12 protein-coding genes and 1 pseudogene are annotated in these 20,156 nt (G+C 66.7%); 2 read left to right on the top strand and 11 right to left on the bottom strand.

Features of this window, described 5'->3' with window-relative positions; genetic code table 11:
• The first annotated feature begins 1 nt into the window (after window position 1).
• The gene (locus tag CWS39_RS05275; protein WP_102141853.1) at window positions 2-400 is read left to right on the top strand and encodes a DUF3060 domain-containing protein; all 399 of its coding nucleotides are present in this window, start codon (window positions 2-4) and stop codon (window positions 398-400) included.
• 11 nt (window positions 401-411) lie between these two features.
• Here CWS39_RS05275 and CWS39_RS05280 read toward each other — a convergent pair whose 3' ends face one another.
• The 6 genes from CWS39_RS05280 to CWS39_RS05305 form a co-directional block, all read right to left on the bottom strand.
• Window positions 412-1,203, bottom strand: coding sequence for a crotonase/enoyl-CoA hydratase family protein (locus CWS39_RS05280; RefSeq protein WP_102141947.1), 792 nt, complete (start codon window positions 1,201-1,203; stop codon window positions 412-414).
• Window positions 1,203-1,913, bottom strand: coding sequence for a PaaX family transcriptional regulator C-terminal domain-containing protein (locus tag CWS39_RS05285; protein WP_431306086.1), 711 nt, complete (start codon window positions 1,911-1,913; stop codon window positions 1,203-1,205). The genes CWS39_RS05280 and CWS39_RS05285 overlap by 1 nt, the downstream gene beginning before the upstream one ends.
• Before the next feature lie 24 nt (window positions 1,914-1,937).
• Window positions 1,938-2,876 (bottom strand): crotonase/enoyl-CoA hydratase family protein, encoded by a 939-nt coding sequence (locus CWS39_RS05290; RefSeq protein ID WP_102141855.1) that lies wholly within the window; start codon window positions 2,874-2,876, stop codon window positions 1,938-1,940.
• An 88-nt stretch (window positions 2,877-2,964) separates the two neighbouring features.
• A complete protein-coding gene (locus CWS39_RS05295; protein WP_102141948.1) occupies window positions 2,965-4,593 on the bottom strand; it encodes an acyl-CoA dehydrogenase family protein in 1,629 nt (542 codons plus the stop codon).
• Between the two features lie 10 nt (window positions 4,594-4,603).
• Entirely contained in the window at window positions 4,604-5,746 is a 1,143-nt protein-coding gene (locus CWS39_RS05300; protein ID WP_102141856.1) for a phosphatase PAP2 family protein, read from the bottom strand.
• 67 nt (window positions 5,747-5,813) lie between these two features.
• Window positions 5,814-6,566, bottom strand: coding sequence for a deoxyribonuclease IV (locus CWS39_RS05305; RefSeq protein ID WP_102141857.1), 753 nt, complete (start codon window positions 6,564-6,566; stop codon window positions 5,814-5,816).
• A 56-nt stretch (window positions 6,567-6,622) separates the two neighbouring features.
• Here CWS39_RS05305 and CWS39_RS05310 point away from each other — a divergent pair, with 56 nt between their 5' ends.
• Window positions 6,623-7,264: a maleylpyruvate isomerase family mycothiol-dependent enzyme gene (locus tag CWS39_RS05310; protein WP_102141858.1), complete on the top strand. Its 642-nt coding sequence runs from the start codon at window positions 6,623-6,625 to the stop codon at window positions 7,262-7,264.
• 56 nt (window positions 7,265-7,320) lie between these two features.
• On the opposite strand, the pseudogene CWS39_RS05315 reads toward CWS39_RS05310, so the two are convergent.
• From CWS39_RS05315 to CWS39_RS05335, 5 genes and pseudogenes are all read right to left on the bottom strand, one after another.
• A pseudogene (locus CWS39_RS05315) lies at window positions 7,321-8,135 on the bottom strand (type IV toxin-antitoxin system AbiEi family antitoxin).
• A gap of 204 nt (window positions 8,136-8,339) precedes the next feature.
• On the bottom strand, window positions 8,340-12,290 hold the full coding sequence (locus CWS39_RS05320) for a DNA-directed RNA polymerase subunit beta' (protein WP_102141859.1): 3,951 nt from the start codon (window positions 12,288-12,290) through the stop codon (window positions 8,340-8,342).
• A gap of 37 nt (window positions 12,291-12,327) precedes the next feature.
• A complete protein-coding gene (gene rpoB, locus CWS39_RS05325; protein WP_431306087.1) occupies window positions 12,328-15,819 on the bottom strand; it encodes a DNA-directed RNA polymerase subunit beta in 3,492 nt (1,163 codons plus the stop codon).
• Window positions 15,820-16,279: 460 nt separating this feature from the next.
• Window positions 16,280-17,626 (bottom strand): alpha/beta hydrolase family protein, encoded by a 1,347-nt coding sequence (locus CWS39_RS05330; protein ID WP_102141861.1) that lies wholly within the window; start codon window positions 17,624-17,626, stop codon window positions 16,280-16,282.
• 339 nt (window positions 17,627-17,965) lie between these two features.
• Window positions 17,966-20,155 carry a molybdopterin-dependent oxidoreductase gene (locus CWS39_RS05335; RefSeq protein WP_102141862.1) on the bottom strand — a complete coding sequence of 730 codons (2,190 nt, stop codon included), beginning with the start codon at window positions 20,153-20,155 and terminating at the stop codon, window positions 17,966-17,968.
• Window position 20,156: the final 1 nt, after the last annotated feature.

Consider the following 20,156-nt stretch of genomic DNA (forward strand, 5'->3'; position numbering starts at 1 on the left):
TATGCGCGCAATCGTCGGTGTCGGCGCCGTCGCCGCGGCCATGATCGCTGTGGCCGGCTGTGGTTCGGAAAGCCAGGACACCAACAGGCCGACCGCGACGGCCGGTGAGCAGGGCGGCCAGATCGAGGTCGGCAACACGATCAACTACGGCTCTTTCGGCACCACCGCCGACATCGACTGTGCCGACGGCAAATCGCTCAATGTCGGGGGCGCCAACAACACGCTGACGGTGAAGGGCACCTGCGCCAACGTGAACATCGGCGGCTCGGACAACCGGATCACGTTCGACCGAATCGACAAGGAGCTCAGCGTCGTCGGGCTGAACAACACGATCACCTACAAAGACGGTGACCCGACGATCAACAACACCGGCTCGAACAACAAGATCTCCAAGGGCTGAGTTCTCGCCCGTCAGGCCTTGGCGCCGTGCCTCCCCGCTCCGGCCGGAGCGCCATGCCGGCCTTCGCCGGCCGAAAACCGGCTGGCGCCTTCCAGCGCCTCGGCGGCAACCCGTGACAGGCTGCCGAATTCGACGTCCAGCGCCTCGGATTCGGACATCCCCCACTGGTTCAGGGCTGACAGCCGGTCGGAGCGCATGCACTGCTGCGGCAGCGCTGCCAATTCCACCGCGAGCTCCTCGGCACGTTGGCGCGCTTGGCCTTTCGGCACGACGCGGTTGGCCAGCCCGATCGCGAACGCCTCGTTCGCGTCGACGGCCCGGCCGGTGAGGATCATGTCCATCGCGCGGCTGTGCCCGATCAGCCGGGGCAACCGAATGGTGCCGCCGTCGATCAACGGCACACCCCAGCGCCGGCAGAACACGCCCATGACGGCGTCGTCCTCCATCACGCGCAGGTCACACCAAAGCGCCAGTTCCAGGCCCCCGGCGACGGCGTAGCCGCTGACGGCGGCGATCACCGGCTTGGACAGCACCATCCGGGTAGGACCCATCGGACCGGGTCCGGTGCGGTGCGCGGGGTTCGCGTCCGGGGTGTTCAGCGCCTTGAGATCGGCTCCGGCGCAAAAGGTTCCGTTGTCGCCCCACAGCACGGCGACGGACGCCGAGTCGTCCTTGTCGAATTCGTCGAACGCCTCGTAGAGGGCACGCGCGGTCGGACCGTTGACGGCGTTACGTGCCTCCGGCCGGTTGATGATGACGGTGGTCACCGGGCCATTGCGTTCGACCCGAACGGGTTCTGCCATCATGCCTCCACTACTTGGGCGTTGTCGCGCCGCGCGACGAGTTCGGCGGCGAAGCTGGTGTAGGCCTCGCGCAATGCGGCGCCGGGCCAGTGGTCGGGTAGCAGCTCGTCGGGCAGCACGGGGTCGGTGAGCAGGTGCCGCACGATGCCTGCCGCGGCCACGAATCGACCGGGAACATCGGTGACCGTGGACATTTCGTCGAGCAGCTGGTGGCCGTCGCGCGCCCACCCGGGCAGGTCCCAGAGCCGGTTGGCGAGTTCGACGGGATCGTCGTCGCGGGAACGCAGCAGGCGCACCCTGTCGATGACCTCTCGGGTCAGCTCCTGCTCAAGGTTGTCGGGCCGCAGCCACACCCCTTCGCGTAGCTCTCCGAATCGCTTGTCCTGCAATGTCGTCCGCAGTGCAGCGCGGGTACGGGCGTCGGTGCCCACGCTGGTGATGACCAATGTGGTCCAGGTGCCGTCCCACCTTCGCAGCCGGGGGTTGATCGCGTCGTCCTGGCGGCGCTGCCGCGCCAGCAGCCGGTCGGAGAGCCGGTAGCCGTCCGCAGAGCGGACCAGATCGCCGGCGCTGACCATGCGGGTCAGCGCCACCCGCAGCGTCGGCTCCCTGATGTCGAAATCCGCGGTGAGCCGGATGAGTTCGCTTGCGCTGGCCCATGCCGGATGGGCGCCCAACAGCACGCTCAGCACGACCGATCTGGCGGTCATGCGGGAGAGCGTCTTGGGCATCGGCTATACCCCGGATGCTTGACGACCGTGGTCGCCGAACGGTTCGTCGCGGTGCCGGACCGCTTCCCGGAAGCCGTGTTGCACCGCGTCGGCGACGAAGGCGTGCCCTTCGGGCGTGTGCCGGGCGATGCCGTCGAAGACGGTGCTGACCATCCGGCTGGTGGCCACCCCCTGCTGCAGCAGCGCCGAGTTCATCGCCAGCTTGACCATGATGAGTTGGTTGACGGGCACGGCCGCGATGCGTTCGACCAGCCGCTCGGTGCGCTCGTCGAGATCCTTGGCGTCGGGCGCCTCGATCGCCAGCCCCCACTCGGCCGCCTGCGCGCCGGTGATGCAATCACCAGTCAGCAGAAGGCGTTTGGCGCGTTGGTCGCCGAGCCGATGCGCCCACATGCCCGCGGCGGGCACACCCCACACACGGGTCGGCGGGTAGCCGATCTTGGCGTCGGCCGCGGCGATGATCTGGTCGGCGTGCAGCGCGATGTCGGTGCCGCCGGCCACACAGTAGCCGTGGATCTTGACCACCGTCGGCTTGTCGGCGTGCAGCAGGCTGGAAAAGCCGCGGACGAACCGGCTCATCATCTGGTAGTCGATCATCGGGTCCCACGGCTTGTCGGGCAGATGGTTGACGGCCTGGGTTTTGCCGTCCAGCACGGTGCCCTCGTAGGGGCCGGTGCCGCCCGCCGAGGAGGTTCGATCGGCATAGGCGCTCAAATCGAAACCCGCACAAAAGCCTTCGCCCCGACCCGACACCAGGATCACGTGCACATTGGGGTCGAGGTCGGCCCTTTCGACAAGCGCCGACAGTTCCAGCGGCGTATCGGCGATGATCGCATTGCCCTTCTCCGGCCGGTTGAAGGTGATGCGGGCAACCCGGTCGGTGACCTCGTAGGTCATCGTCTTGAGGTGGTCGAAGTCGACGGGCCTGATCGCGTGTGTCACGTCATATCCTTTTCACCGAAATGGAACTCCGGGTTGTCAAGCAGCGCCCTTAGCAACCGGGAATTCCGTTTCGGTGCAAGCCAACGACTCATCCCTTGACCAGTGCCCGCTCGAGGATCGGCGCGAGATCCAGTCCGGTGGGCAGGGTTCCGAATGCGCCACCCCACTGGCCGCCCATCCGGCTGGCCAAAAACGCCTCGGCCACTGCAGGGTGGCCGTGGCGCACCAGCAGCGAGCCCTGCAGCGCCAGGCAGATGTCCTCGGCCACCTTGCGGGCCCGGTATTGGATGGTCTCGAGGTCTCCCAGGTCCGCCTTGAGCGTTTCGGTGTACGCGTCGAGCCGCGGGTCGTGGCCCTTGGTGGTGCCGAGTTCGTCGAACAGCACGTCGACGCATTCCGGGCGAGTGGCCATGGCGCGCAACGTGTCCAGCGCGCTGACGTTGCCGGACCCTTCCCAGATGCCCATCAGCGGCGCCTCGCGGTACAGCCGCGGCATGCCCGATTCTTCGACGTAGCCGTTGCCACCGAGGCATTCCATCGCTTCGGCGGCGTGCGGGGTGGACCGCTTGCACACCCAGTACTTGCTGGCCGCCAAGCCGATGCGTCGCAACAGCGTCTCACGCTCGTCGCCGCGCACCGCGGCGTCGGTGGCACCGGCCATGCGCATCGCGACCATCGTCGCGGCCTCGGCTTCCACCGCGAGGTCCGCCAGCACATTGCGCATCAATGGCTGGTCAATCAGGTAGTCGCCGAACGCTTTTCGGTGCTGTGCGTGATGGATGGCTCGGGTCAGGCCGGTGCGCATGCTGGTCGCGCTGCCCAGCGTGCAGTCGAGCCGGGTCAGGTTGACCATCTCGATGATGGTCGGCACGCCGCGACCCTCCTCACCGACCAACCAGGCTGTCGCGCCGTCGTATTCGACCTCGCTCGAGGCGTTGGCGTGGTTGCCGAGCTTGTCCTTGAGGCGCTGCAAGAACATCCGGTTGCGGGTGCCGTCGGGCAGTACCCGCGGCAGGAAGAAGCAGCTGAGCCCGCCCGGCGCCTGCGCCAACACCAGGAAGATGTCGCACATCGGCGCCGAGGTGAACCACTTGTGGCCAGTAAGCGAGTAGCTGCCGTCGGCGTTGGGCACCGCCTGCGTGGTACCGGCCCGTACGTCGGAGCCGCCCTGCTTTTCGGTCATCGACATGCCCGCGGTGATACCGGCTTTAGTGGTGGGCACCTTGAGTTCGGGGTCGTAGACGCGGCTGGTCAGCAGCGGCTCGTAAACGGTGGCCAGTTCGGGGTTGTGGCGCAGCGCGGGGACGACGGCATAGGTCATCGAGATCGGGCACATGTGACCGGGTTCGGGCGTCCACACCGCCGTCTTGGCGGCGCGCACAACATGTGCACCGGGCCGGTCGTCGGCCCACGGCGCGGCGTGCAGGCCGTGTTTGATCGCGACCGTCATCAACTCGTGGTAGGCCGGGTCGTACTCGACCTCGTCGACGCGGTGGCCGTAGCGGTCGTGGGTGTGCAGGATCGGCTGGTTGCGGTCGGCCAGCTCACCCCACCTTTGCGCCTGTGGGCTGCCGGAGATGGCGCCCAGCTCGGTGACCTCGTCGACGCCCCACTGTCCGCCTTCGCGGATCAGCGCCTCGACGAGCACCGGCGACGTGGCCGGGTTGTAGTTCTCCAGCGGCGGGACCTGATTGGTGACGACATGCGTGTCTGCCATGCCGCCCATATTACATTTTCTCGACAACCGCACAAGACTCGTAATAGTCGTCGTCGATTTCCTCGCGAACAGGCGCGGACTCGCACGGCGCAGCCTCCTCACGCGCGAGTTTGCGTCTGCTCAGCTGATTGAGCGCGAGCAGCACCACCGCCGCCAGCGCCCAGCCGAGCAGGATGTCGACGACGTAATGCTCCGCGGTATACACCAACGTGAACGCCATGATCAGCGGGTAGGCCGCCAGCAGCGGCCGCCATTTGCGGTTCACCCGATGCCAGAGGAACGCCGCGACAGCCGCGGTCAACGCCGCGTGCAGCGACGGGATCGCCGCGACGAGGTTGACACTGGCCTGGCCCTGGTCGATCAGGGCGCTGGCGGAGTGCAGATTCAACTTGCCCCATCCGCGGGCGACGATGCGCTCGACCCACGGATTGGCGCCGTCCTGCGTGGTTTGCATCGCGCCGAGCAGCCCACCGCCGGGTTCGCCGCTGCCCCGGCGGAACATGCACCGCGGGTACGCCGGGCCGCCTTCGACATCGGCCGCGCTGCACCGTGCCGCCGCCCACGGGGGCGCGGCGGGCAGCACCGCGTACACGATCAGCGCGAGCAGGGACAGGCCGACGAACAGCCGGACAAACGCCTTCCATTCCTCGCGGTCACGCAGCCACAGCACCCCCGCAACCACATACGGAAGGATGAAAAACGACATGTACACGCTGCTGATGACGATCTCCCACCACGGCGGCTGCGGGAGTTTGAGTCGTTCCTGCAGCCATACCGTCGGCATCGTCCCGAAGAACATCCAGCGGTCGGCGTCGGCCTGCCAATGCCACATGGTCGGCCGGCCGATCAGATCCGCCGCTCCTCTGCTGAGGTCGTAGGCGACAAGGATCAACGCGAACGGCAGCCAGTCGCGGATGATGTACAGCATCCGCCGGCCCTGCCCGATGCTGGCGGCGGCCAACCCGGTGCAGATGTAGAGCAGGAGCAGTTCGCGGTTGAATGCGAAGCCGTCGGTCACCGTCCGGTAGACCACCACCGTCGCCCATATCGCGATCGCCACCCACCGGGCGATCCTCAGCCATTTGTCGCGTGGCGCCGGCGTGGTATCTGGGGCGCGCGTCAACGCAATTGACGCTTCGTCAACTGCGGACACTCCGACGAGATTAGTTCACCGCATTGTCATGGCGGGTTCAGGTACCCGTTCGGTTACCGAACCGTGTTCAGCCGACGTGCTCGCGCAGGAAGGCGATGTCGTCCTTGCGGCCCTCGTCGGCCGTCTCGCAGATCACCGGGGCGTCGGCGGCGGTGACCACCGCGACCAGCAGCTGCGGATCGATCTGCCCGGTGCCGAAGTTGGCGTGGCGGTCCGCACCGGAGCCTGCGGCGTCGCGGGAGTCGTTGCAGTGCACCAGGTCGATGCGTCCGGTGATGGCCTTGATGCGGTCGACGGCGTCGATCAGCGCCTCACCGGCGGCCCACGCGTGGCAGGTGTCCAGGCAGAAGCCAATTCCCTTGTCGCCGATGTGATCCCACAGCCGGGCGATGGTGTCGAAGTGGCGCGCCATGGCGTGGTCCCCGCCGGCGGTGTTCTCCAGGTACACCGGCACGTCGGTTTCGAGGTAGTCGAGCGCCTTCACCCAGCGCTCGAAGCCCGCCTCCATGTCGTTGTCGTCGGCGTGCCCGCCGTGCACGATCACCGCGGTGGCGTTGATCTCCGAGGCCGCATCGCAGGTGTCCTGAAGGATCTTGCGCGACGGGATGCGCACCCGGTTGTTGGCCGACGCCACGTTGATCAGATACGGCGCGTGCACATACAGCGGCATGCTCGACGCCTTGAGCGCCTCGGCGTCCTCACGGGGCTTGGGCTTCTTCCAGCTCTGCGGGTTGCCGAGGAAGAACTGCACGACGTCGGCGCCGTCGGCTTGGGCGGCGGCCAGGGGATCGTCTTGGTGGACATGCGAACCAATGAGCACGCGGCCAGTCTAGTGAGCCTGCGGTGAGTTTCCGCGGCGCCGCTGGTCTACCTGGCATGCGTAACGATGTGTGGCCGCTGGTCCATGCGGAGCGCCGCGCGTTGATCGCAGACCTCGAGCGGCTTGACGACGCGCAGTGGGCGACGCCGTCGCTCTGTGACGGATGGCGCGTGCGCGACGTCGTCGCCCACCTGGTCGATGTGGCGATGACGACCCGGATCGGTTTCATGGTCGACATGGTGCGGGCGGGAATGGATTTCGACCGGCAGAACGCCCGCGGCTTACAGCGCGCCCGCGGTGCGTCGCCGCAGGAGACGTTGGCGCGGCTTCGCCGCGTGGCGCCGCGGACATCGACCCCGCCCGCGCCCCTTGATACCCGGCTCGTCGAGGAGGTCGTCCACGGCGAGGACATCCGTCGTCCGCTGGGCCTCACGCGCACGTATCCGGTGGAGGCCGTCGTCCGATCGCTACACCAGCAGGCCCGCATGTCGGCGTCGTTCGGCGGGGCCAAGGAACTAGTCGCGCGGGTGCGGCTGTGTGCGACGGATGCCGACCTGTCGATCGGTGAAGGCCCGGAGGTACGTGGACCCGCGCTCGCACTGTTGTTGGCGGTATCCGGCCGGCGGGTGGCGCTGGACGAACTCGACGGCCCAGGGGTCGGCGCCCTTCTCCCCGCGAACAGACGCAAACTCGCATAAAATCGCCCCATTTTGGGCAGTTTTGCGTCTGTTCAGCCAGATGTTCAGCCAGATGTTCAGCCAGCGAGACGGCCGCGATCGAGGTGGCCAGCGATCCGCGCCACGAGTTCCGTCGGGTGTCGACGTACGTCGTCGACCACAAGCGGCACGCTCGTGTAGCCCAACTCCTGCAGCTGGCCACCTTCATCCGGTCATGTCTGAGGGCTTCCGGGGTGGCGTGCCATTCCATGCTTTCGTACTCGGCGACGACCATCGCATCGGGCCACGCGAAATCCACCCTCCAAAGGCGGCCGTACCTATCGATGATCTCGTACTGCAATTCAGGCTTCGGAAGTCCACCGTCGATGAAGACGAGTCTCGCTTCGCTTTCAAGTGGAGACTCCGATCGACCGTCCGCATACTCAATCAGTTCGCGGACCTTCACGATGCCGCGTCGGCCTTTCTGCTCGCTGACCGCCGAGTGAAGGTCTGCGGAAGTACAGCATCCCGCATGCAGTATCGCGTCCAGTACCGCAAGTGCCCGCGGCCTGCGGAGGGTTCGCGCAAGCTCCACCGCCGTCCACGCGGGTGCCGTTGCGAGACGGCCGCTCACCCGGCGAAGTGGCGCGCCGATCCGCTGGTGAACCGTCAGCTGCGCCGACGGCCGCATCCGCACGCCGGGGTCGAGCACATGGATGCGCCCGTCGGATTCGGTTGCGAATCCATACAGTTCAGCCGCGGTGTGCATGCACGCGACGATATGTTGACCGGCAATGACGTCGAGCGCGGCAAGCCGATCTAGGGTGGTGGGCGGTCGCAGCGCATACACGCCATGCCAGACGCGTATGACCTTTCCGGTGCGGACAAGTCGAGCGAGCGTGCGGTAAGACATCCTGGCGAGTAACTGTTCTGTGGTCGCCAGGCCCCCGGATTCGACAAAAATCTCCTCAAGCGACACGCAGACATGCTGTACCGCGACGGTCCGCCGCGAAAGCCAGCGCCCAAGCTCCCTGTGGATAACTTGCCCACCAGACGCAAAACTGCCCCAAAACCTTGGTTTTGGGGCAGTTTTGCGTCTGCTCGTGCAGAGAGGTGACTAGCGGTAGTCGCTGTACCCGTAGTCGTCCAGCGGCACCGCGGCACCGGTGGCCGCACCGAAGTCCGGGCTGTAGTACTGATCCTCGTAGGACGGGATCGTGTACGCGGCGGCCCGGGCCTCCTCGGTCGGCTGCACCTGGATGTTGCGGTAGCGGCTGATACCCGTACCGGCCGGGATCAACTTGCCGATGATCACGTTCTCCTTCAGACCATTCAGCTTGTCGCTGCGGCAGTTGATCGCCGCATCGGTCAGCACGCGAGTGGTCTCCTGGAACGACGCCGCCGACAACCACGAGTCGGTGGCCAGCGACGCCTTCGTGATACCCATCAGCACCGGGCGACCCGCGGCGGGCTCGCCGCCCTCGGCCACCACGCGACGGTTCTCGGCCTCGAACTCCGCACGCTCGGTCAGCGAACCGGGCAGGAACTCCGTCGAACCCGAATCGATGATCGTGACGCGACGCAGCATCTGCCGGACGATCACCTCGATGTGCTTGTCGTGGATCGACACGCCCTGCGCCCGGTAGACCTCCTGGACCTCATGGACCAGGTGGATCTGCACCTCGCGCGGGCCCTGCACACGCAGCACCTCATGCGGATCGGCCGAGCCTTCCATCAGCTGGTCGCCGACCTCGACGTGGTCGCCGTCGGAGAGCACGCCTTCGGTGCCGTCCTCGTGCTTGATCACGCGCAGCCGCTGACGCTTGGAGAGCTTGTCGTAGACAACCTCTTCCCCACCGTCATCCGGCGTGATGGTGATCTTGTAGAAGCGCTCACCCTCCTCGAGGCGCACCCGGCCGGAGACGTCGGCGATCGGCGCCTTGTTCCGCGGCACGCGGGCCTCGAACAGCTCCTGCACGCGGGGCAGACCGCCGGTGATGTCCTCACCGACACCGCCCTGGTGGAAGGTGCGCATGGTCAGCTGCGTGCCGGGCTCACCGATGGACTGGGCGGCGACGATGCCGACGGCCTCGCCGATGTCGACCAGCTTGCCGGTGGCCATCGAGCGGCCGTAGCACATCGCGCACACGCCGGTGGCCGACGCGCAGGTCAGCACCGACCGCACCTTGACCGAGGTGATGCCCGCCTCGAGCAGCGCGTCGATCGCCGGGTCGCCCAGGTCGTGGCCGCGCTCGACGATGACATTGCCCTTCTCGTCGACCGCGTCCTGGGCCAAAGTCCGCGCATACGCCGAGGTTTCGACGTGCGGGTGGCGCAGCAGCGAGCCGTCGGGCTGCACGTCGGCCAGCGGGACGTTGATGCCGCGCTCGGTCTCGCAGTCGTGCTCGCGAACGATCACGTCCTGGCTAACGTCCACCAGACGACGGGTCAGGTAACCCGAGTCGGCGGTGCGAAGAGCGGTGTCCGCCAGACCCTTTCGGGCACCGTGGGTGTTGATGAAGTACTCCAACACCGTCAGGCCCTCACGGAACGACGACTTGATCGGCCGCGGGATGAACTCACCCTTCGGGTTGGTCACCAGACCCTTCATGCCGGCCAGCGTTCGCGTCTGGGTGAAGTTACCCGTGGCACCGGAGTCCACGATCGTGATGATCGGGTTGTCCTCCGGGTAGTGCTTGCGCAGCGCCTGACCCACCTCTTCGGTGGCGTCCTGCCAGATCTTGACCAGAGAGTCGTTGCGCTCCTTGTGGTTCAGGGCGCCACGCTGGTACTTGCGCTCGATCCCGTCGGCCTCGGCCTCGTAACGCTCCAGGATCTCCTGCTTCTCCGGCGGCACCAGCACGTCGGCCATCGACACGGTGACACCCGAGCGGGTGGCCCAGTAGAAGCCGGCATCCTTGAGCTTGTCGACGGTCTGCGCGACGACGATCATCGGGTAGCGCTCGGCCAGGTCGTTGACGATCCGGGCCTGCACCTTCTTGTGCATCTGCTCGTTGACGAACGGATACCCGTGCGGCAGAAGCTCGTTGAACATCACCCGGCCCAGCGTGGTCTCCGCGGTCCAGGCGTCGCCTTGCTTCCAGCCGTCGTCGCCGAACAGCTCGGCCTCGATGTCGGCCGGCGGACGCAGCTGCGTCAGCCGCACCTTGATCCGGGCTCGCACCGACAGCGCGCCGCGGTCCATCGCCATGATGGCCTCGGCCGGTGAGCTGTACACGCCCTGCTCCGGCTGATCCTTGGCGGCCGGCTGGTATTCGCCGGTGTCGCCGGGAACTTCGGTGGTCAGGTAGTACAACCCGGTCACCATGTCCAGACGCGGCATGGCCAGCGGCTTGCCCGACGCCGGGGACAGGATGTTGTTCGACGACAGCATCAAGATGCGCGCCTCGGCCTGCGCCTCGGCACTCAGCGGCAGGTGCACTGCCATCTGGTCACCGTCGAAGTCGGCGTTGAACGCCTCACACACCAGCGGGTGCAGCTGAATGGCCTTGCCCTCCACCAGCATCGGCTCGAAGGCCTGGATGCCGAGGCGGTGCAGCGTCGGTGCGCGGTTCAGCAGCACCGGGTGCTCGGCGATGACCTCTTCGAGGACGTCCCACACCTGCGGACGCTGACGCTCGACCATGCGCTTGGCGCTCTTGATGTTCTGCGCGTGGTTCAGGTCGACCAGACGCTTCATCACGAACGGCTTGAACAGCTCGAGTGCCATCAGCTTGGGCAGACCGCACTGGTGCAGCTTGAGCTGCGGGCCGACCACGATGACCGAACGGCCGGAGTAGTCGACGCGCTTGCCGAGCAGGTTCTGACGGAACCGGCCCTGCTTGCCCTTGAGCAGATCGGACAGCGATTTGAGCGGACGGTTTCCCGGTCCGGTGACCGGACGGCCGCGACGGCCGTTGTCGAACAGCGCGTCCACCGACTCCTGAAGCATGCGCTTCTCGTTGTTGACGATGATCTCGGGCGCACCCAGATCGATCAGTCGCTTCAGCCGGTTGTTGCGGTTGATCACGCGGCGGTACAGGTCGTTGAGGTCCGACGTGGCGAACCGGCCACCGTCGAGCTGCACCATCGGGCGCAGCTCCGGCGGGATCACCGGCACCGCATCGAGCACCATGCCCATCGGCGAGTTGGAAGACTGCTGGAACGCCGCGACCACCTTGAGCCGCTTGAGAGCACGAAGCTTCTTCTGCCCCTTGCCGCTTCGGATGACCTCACGCAGCGCTTCGGCCTCGGCGTCGATGTCGAAGTTCTCGATGAGCTTCTTGATCGACTCGGCGCCCATGGCGCCCTGGAAGTACTCGCCGTAGCGGTCGACGAGTTCGCGGTACAGGTTCTCGTCGACGATCAGCTGCTTGGGCGCCAGCTTGGTGAAGGTGGTCCAGATCTCCTCGAGCCGGTCCAGCTCACGCTGGGCCCGGTCGCGGATCTGGCGCATCTCGCGCTCGCCGCCGTCGCGCACCTTGCGGCGCACGTCGGACTTGGCGCCTTCCTTCTCCAGCTCAGCCAAATCGGCCTCGAGCTTCTGCTGACGCTCGGCCAGGTCCAGGTCGCGCTGATCCTCAACGGCCTTGCGCTCCACGGCCATCTCGGCCTCGAGCGTGGACAGCTCGTTGTGCCGCATCTCCTCGTCCACATCGGTGATGACGTAGGCCGCGAAGTAGATGATCTTCTCGAGATCCTTCGGCGCGAGGTCCAACAGGTACCCCAGACGCGAGGGCACGCCCTTGAAGTACCAGATGTGCGTGACGGGCGCGGCCAGCTCGATGTGGCCCATCCGCTCACGTCGCACCTTGGCGCGGGTCACCTCGACGCCGCAGCGTTCGCAGATGATGCCCTTGAAGCGGACGCGCTTGTACTTGCCGCAGTAGCACTCCCAGTCGCGAGTCGGTCCGAAGATCTTTTCGCAGAACAGGCCGTCTTTCTCCGGCTTCAATGTGCGGTAGTTGATGGTCTCCGGCTTCTTGACCTCGCCGTAGGACCACTCACGGATGTCGTCGGCGGTGGCAAGGCCGATGCGGAGCTCATCGAAGAAGTTGACGTCTAGCACGTAACTCCCTTTCCCCTTTCGGGACTAGAATAACTAATTAGGCCAAGTCCTCAACAGAGGCAGATTCGTTGCGGGACAAGTTGATTCCCAGATTCGCCGCAGCGCGCTCCAGGTCCTCGTCGTCGCCGTCACGCATCTCGATCGCCGCGCCGTCGCTAGACAGCACCTCGACGTTGAGGCACAGCGACTGCAGCTCTTTGAGCAGCACCTTGAACGACTCCGGAATGCCCGGCTCGGGGATGTTCTCGCCCTTGACGATCGCCTCGTACACCTTGACCCGCCCGACGGTGTCGTCGGACTTGATGGTCAACAGCTCCTGCAGCGTGTACGCCGCGCCGTAGGCCTGCATGGCCCAGCACTCCATCTCGCCGAACCGCTGGCCACCGAACTGCGCCTTACCGCCCAGCGGCTGCTGGGTGATCATCGAGTACGGGCCGGTGGAGCGGGCGTGGATCTTGTCGTCCACCAGGTGGTGCAGCTTGAGGATGTACATGTAGCCGACCGTCACCGGGTACGGGAACGGTTCGCCACTGCGGCCGTCGTACAGCACCGCCTTGCCGTCGGGGTCGACGAGCACCTCGCCGTCGCGGTTGGGTTTCACCGACGACAGCAGCCCCTGCAGCTCCTCCTCGCGGGCCCCGTCGAACACCGGCGTGGACACGATGGTCTCCGGCTCGACATCGGCCATCTCCGCGGGGAGTTTGGCGGCCCAGTCGGGGTTCCCGTCGATCTTCCAGCCGCTCTTGGCCGCCCACCCGAGGTGGGTCTCCAGGATCTGGCCGATGTTCATCCGTCGCGGCACACCGTGCGTGTTCAGGATGATGTCGACCGGCGTGCCGTCGGGCAGGAACGGCATGTCCTCGACGGGCAGGATCTTGCCGATGACGCCCTTGTTGCCGTGGCGTCCGGCCAGCTTGTCGCCGTCGGAGATCTTGCGCTTCTGCGCGACGTAGACGCGGACCAGCTCGTTAACACCGGCGGGCAGCTCGTCGTCGTCCTCGCGGGAGAACACCCGGATGCCGATGACCTTGCCGGACTCACCGTGCGGCACCTTCAGCGACGTGTCGCGCACCTCGCGCGCCTTCTCACCGAAGATGGCACGCAGCAGCCGCTCCTCGGGCGTCAGCTCGGTCTCGCCCTTCGGGGTGACCTTGCCGACCAGGATGTCGCCGTCACGGACCTCGGCGCCGATGCGGACGATGCCGCGCTCGTCGAGGTCGGCCAGCACCTCATCGGAGACGTTCGGGATGTCCCGGGTGATCTCCTCGGCGCCCAGCTTGGTGTCACGGGCGTCGATCTCGTGCTCCTCGATGTGGATCGAGGTGAGCACATCCTCTTCGACCAGGCGGTTGGAGAGGATGATGGCGTCCTCGTAGTTGTGGCCCTCCCACGGCATGATCGCCACGAGCAGGTTCTTGCCCAGCGCCATCTCACCGTTCTCGGTGCACGGCCCGTCGGCGATGACCTGACCCGCCTCGACACGCTGCCCGGCGTCCACGATCGGACGCTGGTTCGCGCAGGTGCCGTGGTTGGACCGGGCGAACTTGCGCATCCGGTACGTCTGCCGGGTGCCGTCGTCGGCCATCACGGTGATGTAGTCGGCGGAGACCTCCTCGATCACCCCGGCCTTGTCGGCGACGACGACGTCGCCGGCGTCGATCGCGGCGCGCAGCTCCATGCCGGTGCCGACCAGCGGGGCTTCGCTGCGCACCAGCGGAACCGCCTGACGCTGCATGTTGGCACCCATCAGGGCACGGTTGGCGTCGTCGTGCTCGAGGAACGGGATCATTGCCGTCGCGACCGACACCATCTGGCGCGGCGAGACGTCCATGTAGTCCACCTCGGAGCTGGACACGTACTCAACCTCGCCACCCTTACGGCGGACCAGCACGCGGTCCTCGATGAAGTGGCCGTCGTCGTCCAGCGGCGAGTTGGCCTGCGCCACCACATGGCGGTCCTCCTCGTCGGCGGTGAGGTAGACGACCTCGTCGGTGACCTTGCCGTCGACCACCTTGCGGTACGGCGTCTCGATGAAGCCGAACGGGTTGACCCGCGCGTACACGGCCAGCGAACCGATCAGGCCGATGTTCGGGCCTTCCGGGGTCTCGATCGGGCACATGCGGCCGTAGTGGCTGGAGTGCACGTCGCGCACCTCAAGGCCGGCGCGCTCACGGGACAGACCACCCGGGCCCAGCGCGTTGAGGCGGCGCTTGTGGGTCAGACCCGACAGCGGGTTGTTCTGGTCCATGAACTGCGACAGCTGGGAGGTCCCGAAGAACTCCTTGATGGCGGCGACCACCGGACGGATGTTGATCAGCGTCTGCGGCGTGATGGCCTCGACGTCCTGGGTGGTCATCCGCTCGCGGACCACACGCTCCATGCGGGACAGGCCAACCCGGATCTGGTTCTGGATCAGCTCGCCGACCGTACGGATGCGACGGTTGCCGAAGTGGTCGATGTCGTCCACCTCGACGGGCACCTCGACCCCGCCGGGCGCCGTCATCGTCTGATCACCCTGATGCAGGCGCACCAGGTACTCGACGATCGCGACGACGTCCTCTTCGGTCAGCGTGGTCGGCATCGACCCGACCGGCTTGTCGGTGTTGAGGCCGAGCTTCTTGTTGACCTTGTAGCGGCCGACGCGGGCCAGGTCGTAGCGCTTCTCCTTGAAGAACAGGTTCTCCAGCAGGGTCTGCGCGGACTCCTTGGTGGGCGGCTCGCCCGGGCGCAGCTTGCGGTAGATGTCGAGCAGCGCCTCATCCTGGTTGGCGGTGTTGTCCTTCTCCAGGGTGCTCATCATGATCTCGGAGAAGCCGAACCGCTCGGTGATCTGCTCGTTGGTCCAGCCCAGCGCCTTCAGCAGCACGGTGACCGGCTGGCGGCGCTTGCGGTCGATGCGCACGCCGACGGTGTCGCGCTTGTCGACGTCGAATTCCAGCCACGCGCCGCGGCCGGGGATCACCTTGACGCTGTGCAGCGTCTTCTCGGTGGACTTGTCGATGCTCTCGTCGAAGTACACGCCCGGCGAACGGACCAGCTGGGAGACGACGACACGCTCGGTGCCGTTGATGATGAAGGTGCCCTTCTCCGTCATCATCGGGAAGTCGCCCATGAACACCGTCTGGCTCTTGATCTCGCCGGTGTTGTTGTTGATGAACTCGGCCGTGACGAACAGCGGGGCCGCGTACGTCATGTCCTTGTCTTTGCACTCGTCGACGGGCGCCTTGACCTCGTCGAAGCGCGGATCGGAGAAGGACAGCGACATCGAGCCGGAGAAGTCCTCGATCGGCGAGAGCTCCTCGAGGACCTCCTGCAGACCGCCCTTGGGGTCGACGTCGCCGCGGGCCTTGGCCTTTTCACGCCACGCGTCGGACCCGATCAGCCACTCGAACGACTCGGTCTGTACGTCAAGCAGCCCCGGAACCTCGAGCGGCTCGCGGAGCTTGGCAAAAGAAATTCGGTTGGGTGCTCCGGGAACGGAGTTATTGGTGGTAGCTACGGCTGTTTTGCTCTGGCGGGAGACTGCCAAGATGCATCCTTCCAGCACCTCATGCGACGATTCCGGGGTCGGCCTGGGCCGGCCCGAAGTGCCGCTTTATCTGCGTCGGTTCGGCTGGCGTTCTACCTGTCCAGAACATCCCCGAACGCACGGCACGCAGCTAGATCACTGAGCAGAAACGAGGCTCAGGCTAGGACCACGATGTCAGGTGCGGGTATAGGTGGGCAGGAGGCAGCCAGCGCAACGTCCAACAATAGCGCAGGACGGCGCATTCCTCAACCACCGCATGGGGGGATAACTGGGCGCTGGCTGGCGTCCTTAACCCATGCACACATGCTGCCCAACAGACTGGCTCGTTTGGGCCTTTCCGTCAAGAGGTGACGCGCCAGAAGTGTGGATGAGTCGTGACCGCAATGTGACTGATTTCTCACCCCCCGGCGCGCCGATTCTCCGCCCCGGCGTTCGCCGATTTCTGCCTGATCTCGACGCGTCAGGCGGCCAGCGCGACGCCGGCGGCGGGCACCGGCTGGCCGATCACGATGCCACGCGCCGTGCCCTTCGGCGTCTCGATCTCGATCGTCGAGCCGGGGACCAGGTCGTCGCCGACGCCGGTCCGGCCCTGGAACCAGTCATCGAGCCAGGTCACGGCCAGTTCCTGCACGGCCGGTGGGTTCTGCGCCGTCGGGAAGCCCGCGACGAGGTACGCCGCGAACTGGATGAGTGGGTTTCCGCCTTGCATCCCGTCCATATGCGTGCCGTCGACCAGCACGACGCCGTTGAACCTGTCCGGCCGGGCCGCGGCCAGGTCCTCGTTCACAGTGCTGCCGGAGTTGAAGTTGTTCGGCGGGGCGCCGATCTCGCGCACCGGGATATATCGGCCGGTGCGCTTCTCGTAGGCCGCCAACTTGGTCAGCGCACTGGGTAACACCCCGTCGGGCGGCACACCGTCGAGCAGAATCACCCCCACCAGGTCGTCGGCCGTGCCGTTGTCGACCATGTAGCCGGCCACGCCCGCCACCAGGCCGCCACCGAGCGAATGCCCGACCAACGCAACCCGTCGCGGCAGCACCGCGGTCGCGGGATCCAGGCCGTACTGCTCGGCGTATCCGGCCGCCAGCGCACTTTGCGTCAGCGCCTCGCGGTCGCCGACGAACAGATCGGCCACCGCCCGGTGCATGCCGTCCCCGCCGAGCCAAAGTGAGTCGCGCGCATAGGGATTCGAGGTCAGCGACGGTGCGACGACGACGCTGTTCGTCGCCTCGGCGAGATATGCGGCGGTGTAGCTGTACATCGGTCCGCTGGCCAGGAAGCCGTGCTGGAGGTAAATCATCCGCTCCGGCGGCTCGTCGCCCGCCGGGTAATACCAGTCCGCGGGCACGACGTGTCCGTCGGCGACTTCAAGCGTCGAACTCTTCACGGTGACGGTGCTGCCCGGAGGGAGCTTCGGCGGTCCTACGGCGACCTTGATGACCGCGCCGTACACGTTGAAGACGAGCGAGCCGATCACCTCGACCGGTGACGGCAGCTCGGGCGGGGCGGCCGCGGCCTTGGGCGCGCTTGGCAGTGGTGCTTTGGCCGTGTCGTCGACGGTGTTCGTCACAACCTGCACGACGCGCTTCGCCACGTCGGCGATGACGGGTGCCGGCTTGCGCTGCGTTCGGGCCACGGGTGCCGGCGGCGTCTTTTGGTTGGCGTTGACCACCTCGGCGTCCACCTCGACCTTGACGGCCTGTTTGGCGGCGCCGAGCCAGCGGGCCACCCGTGTCTTGGCGGCGGTTCGCGGCTGCGGGCTCGCCTCCGCCTCAGCCGGTTGTTCAGCGGAGGCCTTGACGGCCAAACGGCTCAGCGTTCGCGACTTGTCAGCAAATCTGCTTGTGCGCGAGGGTTTTTCACTCGATTTTGGGCTCGTCTGAACGCTGCGCGATTCCTGCTTCTTGCTGTCCGCTTTCGATTCCGATTGCGAAGCGGATGTCGACGATGTCGAGGAAGTCGAGGCGCCGGAATCAGACGATGAATCGGTGTCTGCGGCGGCGACGGCTGCCCCGGCGAGCATCGCCGCCGAAACGCCTGCCGCGATGGCTCCTCCCGCGAGCCATAACACGATCCCCCGACGCATGGTCGGTGACGTTAGCGTAAATCGCGGTTCCGCAAGGGCAGATCGGCCGACGCGTCGGGGTCAGACCCGCTCGACGCGCACCGGGACACCGGTCAGCCGGGCCATCCCGGCCAGCTTCTCGAGATCCTCGGGCGCGCTGGACATCAGCTGGTTGACGTTCGCGCCACCGGCGCCGTTGGCCAGTCGCCAGCCGCCGGTGCCCTTATGTCCCCAACCGTGCGGGACCGCGATCACGCCGGCGACGATGTCCTTGGTAACCGTGACGGGCAGTTCGATCTGGCCGTGCGGCGACACCACTCGCACCACGTCGCCGTCGACGACGTTGGCCGCGGCGGCGTCGTCGACGTGCATCATGGCGTGCTGCCTGCGGTTGCCCCGCATCAGCAGCGGCGCGTTGTGCATCCAGGTGTTCTCCGAGCGGCTCTCGCGCATGCCGATCAACCGCATCGGATACCCGTCGGGCACGCTGCGGCGGGTCAGGGCCGCGACTTCGGAGGCGATCTCGTCGTGGGCCAGCACCACCCGCCCGCCGCGGTACACCACGGTGTCGGAGAGCACGCCCGCGCGCAGGTGCTCGGCGAGCACCTTGCCGTGGGGATAGTCGGCGGCCAGTGTGGAAAAGCTCAACCCGCGGCGCAGCCCGTACCGGTCGCCACCCTCGCCGAGCCGGATGACGGCATCCACCAGCAACCGCGGTCTGAGCTGAACACCGAACAGTTCCAACGCTTTTCGCAGCACAGCCAGCGATAGCAGGCCCGGGGTTCGGCGCCACAGCCGACGCGTGAGCTCGTCGATGACCTCCCACTCTGGCCGGGACTGCCCGACCGGGGGAATGACGGCTTCGGTGGCCTGCCGGAACGGCGTGGGTTGCAACGTCTGGAACGGCAGCGGGAAGTCGTCGCGCTCGTACATCGACGCCGCGGGCAGCACGTAATCGCAGTGCGCCAGCGTTTCGTTGACGTAGAGGTCGATGCCGACCATGAGCTCCAGCGTGCCCAGCGCCTGCTCGAGTTCGTCGCCGTTGGGCACCGACAGCACCGGGTTGCCGGCGCTGACCAACAGCGCCTTGACCTGACCGCGCCCGGGCGTGGTGATCTCCTTGGCCATCACCCCGGCCGGCTCGGAGCCCAGCACCGACGGGAACCCGCCGATCCGCGACCGCTTGCGGGTGTAGACGGTGCGCATCAACGCGCCGCCGGCCTTCATCAAGAGCCGCTCCGCGGGTAGCCCGTAGCGGCCGAACATGCTGCCGCCTGGCACGTCGAGGTTCCCCGCCACCAAGTTGACCGCGTCGAGCAAATACGTTGTGAGCGTGCCGTTTTCACCGGTACTGGTGCCGACGCGGCCATACACTGCGGCGCGCTCGGTGCGGACCAGATCGCGGGCCAGTGCGCGCACCGTGTCGGGTTCGATGCCGGTGTGCGGCTGGGTGGACTCGGGGCGAAACGGGCGCGCCAGCCGTTCCAGCCACACCCCGCCGCGCGCCTGCCGCGCCAGCCGCCCCCGGTTCACCAGGTTCTCGCCGAACATCACGTGCAGCAGCGACAGCAGCAGGAACGCGTCGCCGTCGGGGATGATGCCGAGCCATTCGAACTGCGCGGCGGTCTCGGTCCGCCGCGGGTCGACCACCACCACGCGGCCACCGCGTTTGACGATGTCGTGCATCCGGTCCTTGATCCGCGGCACCGTCAGCACGCTGCCATGCGACACAACGGGATTCGCGCCGATGACCACCAGCAAATCGGTGCGCAACACGTCGGGCACCGGCAGCGCCAGCGGTGTGCCGTAGAGCAGCTGGCTCGCGACGAAACGGTTGTTGACGTCTTGGGAGCCGGCGGTGAACACGTGGAACCGCGGACCCAGCCCGGCCATGAGCATCGACAGGCTCAGTGTGTGCGAGTAGCTGAACGCCCCGGGATTGCCGAAGTACCAGCCGATCGCACCGGATCCGTGCCGGCGGTGGATGTCGGCGAGGCGGGCGGCGATGTCGAACATCGCCTCGTCCCAGCTGACCGGCTCGAAGCCGTCGGCGGTCCGGCGCAGCGGGGTGGTGACGCGGTCGGGGTCGTTGACGACCTCGGTGAAGGCGATGCCCTTCTGGCAGGCGAAACCGCTCGACAGCGGGTGGTCTTTATCGGGACGCAGCGCGACCAGCCGACCGTCGTCAACGGTCGCGACCATGCCGCACAGCGGCTCGCAGATCCGGCAGAACGTTGTTTTTTGAACGCCGACCTTGTGCTCGACGCTCATT

It is taken from the genome of Mycobacterium hubeiense (assembly GCF_002838065.1).
GTDB classification, from domain to species: Bacteria; Actinomycetota; Actinomycetes; order Mycobacteriales; family Mycobacteriaceae; genus Mycobacterium; species Mycobacterium hubeiense.